8 protein-coding genes are annotated in these 9,129 nt (G+C 33.1%); 6 read left to right on the plus strand and 2 right to left on the minus strand.

Translation table 11 applies throughout. The annotated features are described in order from the left end of the window. Window positions 1–1,569 carry an NAD(P)/FAD-dependent oxidoreductase gene (locus ACZIYX_RS13595; protein WP_462682791.1) on the minus strand — a complete coding sequence of 523 codons (1,569 nt, stop codon included), beginning with the start codon at window positions 1,567–1,569 and terminating at the stop codon, window positions 1–3. Between the two features lie 149 nt (window positions 1,570–1,718). On the opposite strand from ACZIYX_RS13595, the gene ACZIYX_RS13600 reads away from it, so the two are divergent. Continuing rightward, window positions 1,719–2,267, plus strand: coding sequence for a porin family protein (locus ACZIYX_RS13600; RefSeq protein ID WP_462682792.1), 549 nt, complete (start codon window positions 1,719–1,721; stop codon window positions 2,265–2,267). 120 nt (window positions 2,268–2,387) lie between these two features. Here the strand turns inward: ACZIYX_RS13600 and ACZIYX_RS13605 are convergent, their stop codons facing one another. Further along, entirely contained in the window at window positions 2,388–3,620 is a 1,233-nt protein-coding gene (locus tag ACZIYX_RS13605) for a DEAD/DEAH box helicase (protein WP_462682793.1), read from the minus strand. A 241-nt stretch (window positions 3,621–3,861) separates the two neighbouring features. On the opposite strand from ACZIYX_RS13605, the gene ACZIYX_RS13610 reads away from it, so the two are divergent. The 5 genes from ACZIYX_RS13610 (at window position 3,862) to ACZIYX_RS13630 (ending at window position 8,945) form a co-directional block, all read left to right on the plus strand. Then, entirely contained in the window at window positions 3,862–5,787 is a 1,926-nt protein-coding gene (locus ACZIYX_RS13610) for a BatA domain-containing protein (RefSeq protein WP_462682794.1), read from the plus strand. Further along, the gene (locus ACZIYX_RS13615) at window positions 5,784–7,037 is read left to right on the plus strand and encodes a dihydroorotase (RefSeq protein ID WP_462682795.1); all 1,254 of its coding nucleotides are present in this window, start codon (window positions 5,784–5,786) and stop codon (window positions 7,035–7,037) included. The genes ACZIYX_RS13610 and ACZIYX_RS13615 overlap by 4 nt, the downstream gene beginning before the upstream one ends. A 50-nt stretch (window positions 7,038–7,087) precedes the next feature. Further along, the gene (locus tag ACZIYX_RS13620) at window positions 7,088–7,417 is read left to right on the plus strand and encodes a DUF4870 domain-containing protein (RefSeq protein WP_462682796.1); all 330 of its coding nucleotides are present in this window, start codon (window positions 7,088–7,090) and stop codon (window positions 7,415–7,417) included. A 201-nt stretch (window positions 7,418–7,618) separates the two neighbouring features. Then, complete coding sequence (locus ACZIYX_RS13625) at window positions 7,619–8,281, plus strand: hypothetical protein (RefSeq protein WP_462682797.1); 663 nt, start codon at window positions 7,619–7,621, stop codon at window positions 8,279–8,281. A gap of 4 nt (window positions 8,282–8,285) precedes the next feature. Then, window positions 8,286–8,945 carry an alpha/beta hydrolase gene (locus ACZIYX_RS13630; RefSeq protein ID WP_462682798.1) on the plus strand — a complete coding sequence of 220 codons (660 nt, stop codon included), beginning with the start codon at window positions 8,286–8,288 and terminating at the stop codon, window positions 8,943–8,945. Window positions 8,946–9,129 lie beyond the last annotated feature (184 nt).

The raw sequence follows: 9,129 nt of genomic DNA on the forward strand, positions 1-9,129 counted from the left end.
TCAAATATTCGTGGCTTTGATTGCTGCTATACAGGCTTCAGCGCACTTTTCTCCATCAATTGCTGCAGAGATTATACCTCCCGCATATCCTGCGCCCTCTCCACAAGGATATAAACCTTTAATTTGTACATGTTCTAATGTTTTCCAATCTCTTGGAATACGAACAGGGGATGATGTTCTGGATTCAGGAGCATGAACTACAGCTTCATTGGTAAGGTACCCTTTCATGCTTTTATCAAATGCTTTAAAGCCGTTTTGTAATGTATGATGGATAAACCCTGGAAAAACAGTGGTCATATCTACAGAGGTAAGTCCCGGCTTATATGATGTTACAGGAAGATCTACAGATATTTTTCCTGTTACCATGTCTACTAATCTTTGTGCAGGTACACGTTGCGTTTTTCCGCCTTCTTTCCAGGCACGTTGTTCTATACTTTTTTGAAAATACATTCCCGATAAAGGTCCAAATTCAGAAAATGCAGCAAAATCTTCCATTCGCAATTCTACTACAATACCACTATTAGCTGTAGGCTGATCTCTTTTTGATGGTGACCAGCCATTAGTAACGACCTCTCCCGGGCTTGTTGCACAAGGAGCGATAACTCCTCCCGGGCACATACAAAAGGAATACATTCCTCTTCCTCCTACTTGTTTTACTATACTATAAGGTGAAGGTGGTAAATATGTTCCTCTAATTTCACATTTATATTGAATCTGATCTATAAGCTGTTGTGGGTGTTCTACACGTACCCCTAGTGCAAAAGGTTTTGCTTCTATTTCTATCTTTTTATGATACAAAAGTTCAAATATATCTCTGGCAGAGTGACCCGTAGCCAAAATAACCTTATTGGTTGCAATGGTGTCTCCGTTTAGCAGGGTAACACCATTCATTTCAGAATTTTTTATTTCAAAATCTGTAACCCTGGTATTAAAATAAATTTCACCTCCTCTTTCTACTATTTTTTCACGTATTGCAGCTATAATTCCTGGTAACTTATTAGTACCTATATGAGGGTGTGCTTCTACCAAAATCTGATCTGTTGCCCCAAATCCCACCAAAAGTTCTAAAATGCGATAAACATCCCCTCTTTTCTTAGATCTTGTATACAGTTTACCATCACTGTACGTTCCTGCCCCACCTTCACCAAAACAATAATTAGAATCTTCATTTACAATATGATCCCTGTTAATTGCTTTAAGATCCCTGCGACGTGATTTTACATCTTTCCCTCGTTCTAACAGTACAGGTTTACACCCTAACTCAATACATCGTAAAGCAGCAAACAAACCGGCAGGACCTGCTCCTATTATAACAATTTCGGGAGCAGAAGAAACATCTGGATATTCTGGTAAAACAATTGCTTGTTTTACGAAATCTTCTTCTACATAAACCCTTACTTTAAGATTTATTTTGATTATACGTTGTCGTGCATCTATAGAGCGTTTAAGAATTTGCACATACCTTATCTCTTTTAAAGGTATCCCATTTGTATGCGCTACATAATCTCTTAACCGATCTGAATCTGCTGCTACATCTGGCGAAACTTGTATGGTGAACTCGTGCTGCAATACTGCTATTTTTTCTGATTTTTGGCGAAGATACAATATTCTTTACTTCAAAATAAAGGGTTTAAACAAATTGCCTGTTTTCAAGTTTAACCTTTTATTAAGGTTATAGTTATTATCTTTGATTTTAAATAAACCATAAAATTATAATTATGAAAAAGCTTTTTTTAATAGCAATTGCGATAATCGGTTTTTCAATTTCATCAAATGCACAGGATATCAAATTTGGTTTTAAAGGTGGTGTAAACTTTTCTGCATTAAACGGGGATAATTTGAGCGGCAATCCAGATGGAAGAACAGGATACCATTTGGGTGCTGTAGCACAAGTTGGTTTAACAGATATGTTTGCTTTGCAACCAGAACTTGTATACTCTGCCCAAGGGGTTAAAAATGTAGATATTGATTATATAAACATTCCTGTTTTATTAAAACTTAAGTTTGCTAAACTTTTTAGTGTAGAAGCCGGGCCTCAATTTGGTTTTGTAGTTAACAATGATCTTGATAATGCTTTTTCGGGTTTTACTTCTAAAGTAGAGACTAAAAGTTTTGACCTAAGTGGTGCAGTAGGTGCCGGAGTAGAGTTTGGTGCTTTTTTTGGTCAATTGAGATATAATTTTGGTTTTACAAATGTGATCGACATTGAAAATTTAGATACAAAAAATTCTACTTTTCAGGTTTCTGTAGGGTATTACATATTTTAAATTTAAAAAAAACACTAAATAATAAAAGCGGGAGTAGAACTTCCGCTTTTATTATTTAGTGTTTTTTTATATCTTCTTAAAAAAATAAACAAGATACTATTCTATATAATACTATAAGTATTATTTTTTGGCTCTTCTATCGTAGTTTCTGGTATTATTTTTTGGTCTCGATCTTCTTTGATTTTTACTTTTGGGCATCTCGCTCTCTATTTTAAAGCTAGTAGTTGGTTCAAAACCTTCTATAGTCTCACTTAATAGTTTTTCTCCTAACAATTTCTCGATTCCTTTTACATAATCTATTTCTTCCTGACAAACCAAAGAGATTGCCTGACCACTTGCTCCTGCTCTACCCGTACGACCAATCCTATGTACATAATCTTCAGAAATATTAGGTAATTCAAAATTTATTACATGAGGTAATAACGGGATATCTAATCCTCTGGCAGCAATATCTGTTGCTACCAAAACCCTAACTGTGCCTTTTTTAAACCCTTCTAATGCTTTTATTCTTGCGCCTTGGCTTTTATTACCATGTATTGCTGCAGCTGTAATATCTTTTTCACTCATTTTTTTACTTAGCCGGTTAGCTCCATGCTTTGTTCTGGTAAAAACCAATACTTGTTTCCAGTCTCCGTCTGAGATAAGTTTTATTATAAGTTCTGATTTTCGATTTTGATCTACCAAATATATTTTTTGCTCTACCTTTTCTGCTGTGGTATTTTCTGGTGCTGCTTCTACCCATACAGGATTATGCAAAATCCCGCTGGCAAGTTCTTTTATCTCTTTAGAAAAAGTAGCAGAAAACAACAAATTTTGTCTCTTAGCGGGCAATAAATTAAGGATCCTATTAATATCTCTTTGAAAACCCATATCCAGCATTCGGTCTGCTTCATCCAAAACCAATATCTCTACAGAAGTTAGAGATAGCGCTTTTTGGTTATATAAATCCAGTAATCGTCCCGGAGTAGCAACCAGTATATCTATACCATTTCTTAAGCCTCTAATTTGTGGATTGGCATTTACCCCTCCAAATATAACCATAGATCTTAGATCCAAAAACTCGCTGTACTCTCTTACATTTTCTAATACCTGAGCTGCTAATTCTCTTGTTGGTGTTAATATTAAAGCTCTTACCGGTCTTTTTCTTAGCTTTTGCCCCTGTGACAATATCTGCAATAATGGTAATGTAAACCCTGCTGTTTTTCCTGTCCCTGTTTGTGCAGATGCTAATACATCTTTTTTTTCTAAAATGGCCGGAATAGCTTTTTGTTGAATGGGTGAAGGATTGGTATATCCCTTTTTTTCGATGGCGTTTAATAGCGCATCAGATAATCCTAATGTGTTAAATGACATATAAACTGTTTAAGAAATAACAATCTATAAAAATGCCATTTCTGAATATAACCGCAAATGTACATCTAATTTTCAGTATAAACCTTAAAATGATGACAAGAGTATTGCTTTGTTACAAACAGCTAATAAACAGACACTTAATAAAAAAAAACTGTTTCAACATCTTTTACTTCATAAAAAATATCTTTTCAAAATCTTTATTCCCAAATCTTATAGTATATTTGACAAATGTTACTAAGGAATGCAGTTTAAACACCCAGAATTTCTTTACGCTCTTCTTGCTCTAATAATTCCGATTCTAGTTCATTTATTTCAATTAAGGCGTTTTCAAAAAGTCGATTTTACAAATGTTCAGTTTCTTAAGGCAGTTACTATACAAACCCGTAAGAGTTCGCAAATCAAAAAATGGCTCACACTATTAAGTCGTATCCTTGCGCTTGCAGCAATTATTATAGCCTTTGCTCAACCATTTTTTGCCAATAAAGAAATTGTAGGTAAACAAAATAAAACGACAATATATCTGGATAACTCGTTTAGTATGCAAGCCAAAGGTGCTAAAGGTGCTCTTTTAAAACGTGCTGTACAAGAAATCCTTAGTGGTATCGCCGAAGAAGAAAAATTTTCGTTATTTACCAATACTGAAACTTTTGTGGATGTTTCTAAAAAAGATATCCAAAACGATCTGCTCCAACTAGAATATTCTTCGGGTCAACTTTCTTATAGTGCCGCTTATCTTAAAGCCAAACAATTAACAGGTACCTCCCCAGAGACGATCAATCGTTTAATTATGGTTTCGGATTTTCAACAAAAAGAAAATGCTTTTTCTATTCCAAACAAAGATAACACCAAAGTACATCTGGTACAATTACAGCCTGTTACCAGACAAAATATAGCTATTGATAGTTTATATGTAGAACGTGATTTTGACAACAACTTAATACTTAACGTATTACTTAGCAATACAGAAACCAATGCAGAAAACGTATCTATAGCTCTGTATAATGATGATATTTTACTTGCCAAAACAGCTGTTTCGATTCCTAAAAACGGAACTTCTAAAACTGAGTTTCGCTTAAATGAAAATACTAAGATCAATGGACGGGTTAGTCTGGAAGATCCTGCAATAGTTTTTGATAATTCCAGATATTTTACCATAAATACTCCTCAAAAAATAAAAGTTATAGCTGTTAATGGGGCAAAAGATGATTTTATCAAAAACATATTCACCCCAGACGAGTTTGATTTGGTAAGCACCTCTATAGAAAACTTAAATTATAACGACATCACCAACGCTAATTTATTAATCATTAATGAGATAAAACAAATACCTGTATCTCTTATCAATGCTCTGGAGCCTTTTATCAACCAAGGAGGTAGTGCATGTTTTATACCATCTATGGATGGGGATTTGACATCTTATCAACAGTTTATTAGCAAGTATTCTGGTTTTGGACTAACCGAAAAAAATATACAAGAAAAAAAGATAACTTCCATAAACTTTTCAAATCCATTATATAATGGTGTGTTTGATAAAAAAGTCACTAATTTTCAATATCCAAAAGTAAATAGTTATTATCAAAGCAATGCATCTAATGTTGTTTTATCTTTTGAGGACAATACCCCTTTTGTATACAAAACAAATAACATCTATGTGTTTACGGCAGCTATAAATGATGAAAATTCTAATTTCAAAAACTCTCCTTTAATTGTCCCAACACTTTACAACATGGGAAAACAAAGTATGCAACTTACCGATATATCTTATACTATTGGGCAACCCAACTCTTACGATATTGCTATATCCCTTGGACAAGATGGTATACTATCCCTGGTTTCTGGTAAGGAAAATATAATCCCATTGCAACAAAGTTTTTCTACCAAAGTACGTATTACGACAAGCGAAGTGCCAACCAAAGCAGGAATTTATAGTATACAAGATAAAAGCAATACTATACAAAATGTAAGTTACAATTATAATAGTGCCGAAAGTAATTTGCAATATTATAACTTAAATACTACAGATAATTATCAAGTAAGCAAATCTATATCTGAACTTTTAGATCAGGTAAAAGAAGAGAGAAGTGTTAATGAACTTTGGAAATGGTTTGTTATTTTTGCCTTGATATTCTTATTAATCGAAATATTATTATTAAAATACCTAAAATGAATTTCTTACTAAAGGCTGCTACTATAATTGACCCAAAGTCTCCTTTTCATAATCAAACAGCAGACATTTTGATAAAAAATGGGATTATTGCTGATATAGATACTACCATTAAAGCGCCTGAGGATACAGAAGAAATAAGTTTACAAAATTTACATATTTCTCAAGGATGGTTTGATAGTAGTGTTAGTTTTGGAGAACCAGGATATGAAGAGCGGGAAACAATAATTCATGGACTGCAGGTAGCTGCAAAAAGTGGATTTACATCTATTGCGCTACATCCCAACACATTTCCTATAGCAGATAATGGTGCCTCTATAGGTTTTATAAAATCAAAAGCTTTTAACAATGCCGTATCTGTATATCCAATAGGATCTTTGACCATGCAATCTACAGGAGTAGATCTTGCAGAGCTATATGACATGCAACAAGCTGGTGCCGTGGCGTTTGGAGATTACAAAAAAGCAATAAACAATCCTAATTTACTAAAAATAGCACTGCTTTATGCTCAAAATTTTAACGGACTAATACTATCCTATCCGCAAGAAAATGATATTGCAGGAAAAGGAATGGTTAATGAAGAAGAACAAAGTACTTTATTAGGTTTAAAAGGAATCCCTGCCCTGGCAGAAGAATTACAAATTTCGCGAGATTTATTTTTGTTGGAATATACTGATGGAACCTTGCACATCCCTACTATTTCTACAACAAAATCAGTAGATTTAATTCGCGAAGCAAAGAAAAAAGGATTACAGGTTAGTTGCTCTGCTACTGTGCACAATATTGCACTTACCGATAAAGAATTGATAAGTTTTGATACCAATTATAAAGTACAACCTCCATTAAGAACACAACAAGATATTGATGCTTTGATAAAAGGTATTGAAGATGGAACTATCGATATGGTTACCAGCGACCACAGACCAATGGATATCGAAAATAAAAAAGTAGAATTTGATAATGCAAAATACGGAACTATAGGTCTGGAAAGTGCTTTTGGAACTCTTAATAATCTGTTAGGTATTCAAAAAACAGTAGAAATGCTTACCAAAGGTAAATCTGTTTTTGCAATAAAAGAACAAACTATCGATAAAGGAAATATAGCAGACTTATCTATGTTTAATCCCGAGGGAGTCGCTATTTTTACAGAAAAAGACATTTTATCTACCTCAAAAAATAGTGCTTTTATAGGAAAACCCATAAAAGGGGTTTCTTATGGTATTATTGCAAATGGTAAAATTGTACTAAAATAACTGTATTACAATTTTATTATATATCAAGGTAATAACTAAAATACTTAATTATGCAATCAGACTACGCAAAACAAGGCAAAACGGCTGCTATAGTTGCTTATATAACCATTATAGGAACAATCATAGCTTATTTTATGAATAATGAAAGTAAAAACAAATTCGCTAATTTTCATATCAAACAAGCATTAGGCATAAATATTGGCTTTTATCTCTTAGGAGCATTAGTTAGTGTTTTTGATTCCTGGGCTATTTCTACTGCTTTTTATATTTTCATTTTAGTGCTATGGGTATTTGGTTTGATAACAGCACTACGTGAAGAACAAAAAACGGTACCAATTCTTGGTCCTTATTTTCAGGATTGGTTTAATTTTATTAAATAATTAATTTTATAATCCGGGGGCATTAGATTATTTTAACGGTAGATTTTTTTATTTATGTTCCATAAACTTTTTAAAATTCTATCCAAATTTTTCTTATTCTGCGTATTAACTCTAATAACTCAAATTGGTGGTATCGTATACTTAATTGTTGAAATTACTATTAAAAACAATACGCAAAAGTACCTTATCAAAAAAACAGCAGTGTTTATCATTATTTACTGCTTTGCTACATTTCTTATTATTCCGTATTTAGCTCCTGTATTTGGAAGAGAAAAAATACAAGATACTACACAAATACAAGCACATAGTTTTTTTACAAAACTTTTAAACAGAAATTATGTAAATCCAAAATTGCATATTGCTTTAAAAGAGATAGCAAGCTCTCTTAAATCCTATAACCCAAAGATAAAACTAGTATATCTCGATGCTAATTTTCCTTTTATAGATGGATTTCCTTTAGCGCCACATTTAAGCCATAAGGATGGTAAAAAGATAGATATTTCTTTTGTGTATGAAGATAAAAATCAAATAGTAACCAATCAAAAATTATCTAATAGCGGATATGGTGTATTTGAAGAACCTATAAATCAAGAATACAATCAAAGTATCGTTTGTAAAGAAAAAGGGTACTGGCAATATAATTTTACTCGCTATTTTACATTTGGAAGAATAAACAAGCATCTTTTTTTTTCTGAAAAAGCTACAAAAAAATTACTTTTAACCATTATAAATCAAAAACAAGTACATAAAATCTTTATAGAACCTCATCTTAAAAGCAGACTACATTTACAAAGTTCGAAAATACGATTTCACGGATGCCGGGCTGTCAGACATGATGATCATATACATTTTCAAATACATTAAAACTATGCAAACCAAAACCTTATCCCTATATCACATTATAAAAGAACCAACCATAAAAAAAGAAAAGACACCTGTTTTATTTTTATTTCATGGGTATGGTAGTGATGAGAATGATCTTTTTTCTTTCGCTTCAGAATTACCCGAAGAGTTATTCATTATCTCGGTAAGAGCTCCTTATCCTTTGCAACCCCAAGGTAATGCCTGGTACGCTATATATTTTGATACTGCACAAGGAAAATTTAGCGATGATGAACAAGCGATAGAATCCAGAGATAAAATTGCCAATTTTATAGATGAGGCTGTAGTTACCTATAATCTTGATCCAAACAATGTTTCGATCTTAGGATTTAGCCAGGGTACCATCCTTAGCTATGCGGTGGCACTCTCCTACCCTAAAAAGATTAAAAACGTAGTAGCACTAAGCGGATATCTAAACGAAGACATTTTAGCAGAAAATTATGCATCTAATGACTTTTCAAATCTTAATGTATATTGTTCTCATGGTAGTGTAGATCAGGTAATCCCTGTGTCCTGGGCTCGTAAAGCCCCTGCTGTATTGGCAAAAATTGGTATCCAGACCTCTTTAAACGAATTTGCTGTTGGTCATGGTGTGGCACCACAAAATTTTTACCAGTTTAAAGATTGGTTGCGTTCTAAGATTTAGCCCAGATTATCAATGTCATTAAGTTAAGAATTTAAACTATTGATTTAAAGCTTATTAATGATGGGTCCCAGTCCCCTTCTAACGGGATGACAAATTTCCGGGATGACAAAATAACCAAAACACAATGCCTTCTGCTTGTCATCCTATGTTTGTATAGGGTTTAAATTTCAATAATGATTTACTT

It is taken from the genome of Aquimarina sp. (assembly GCF_977115655.1).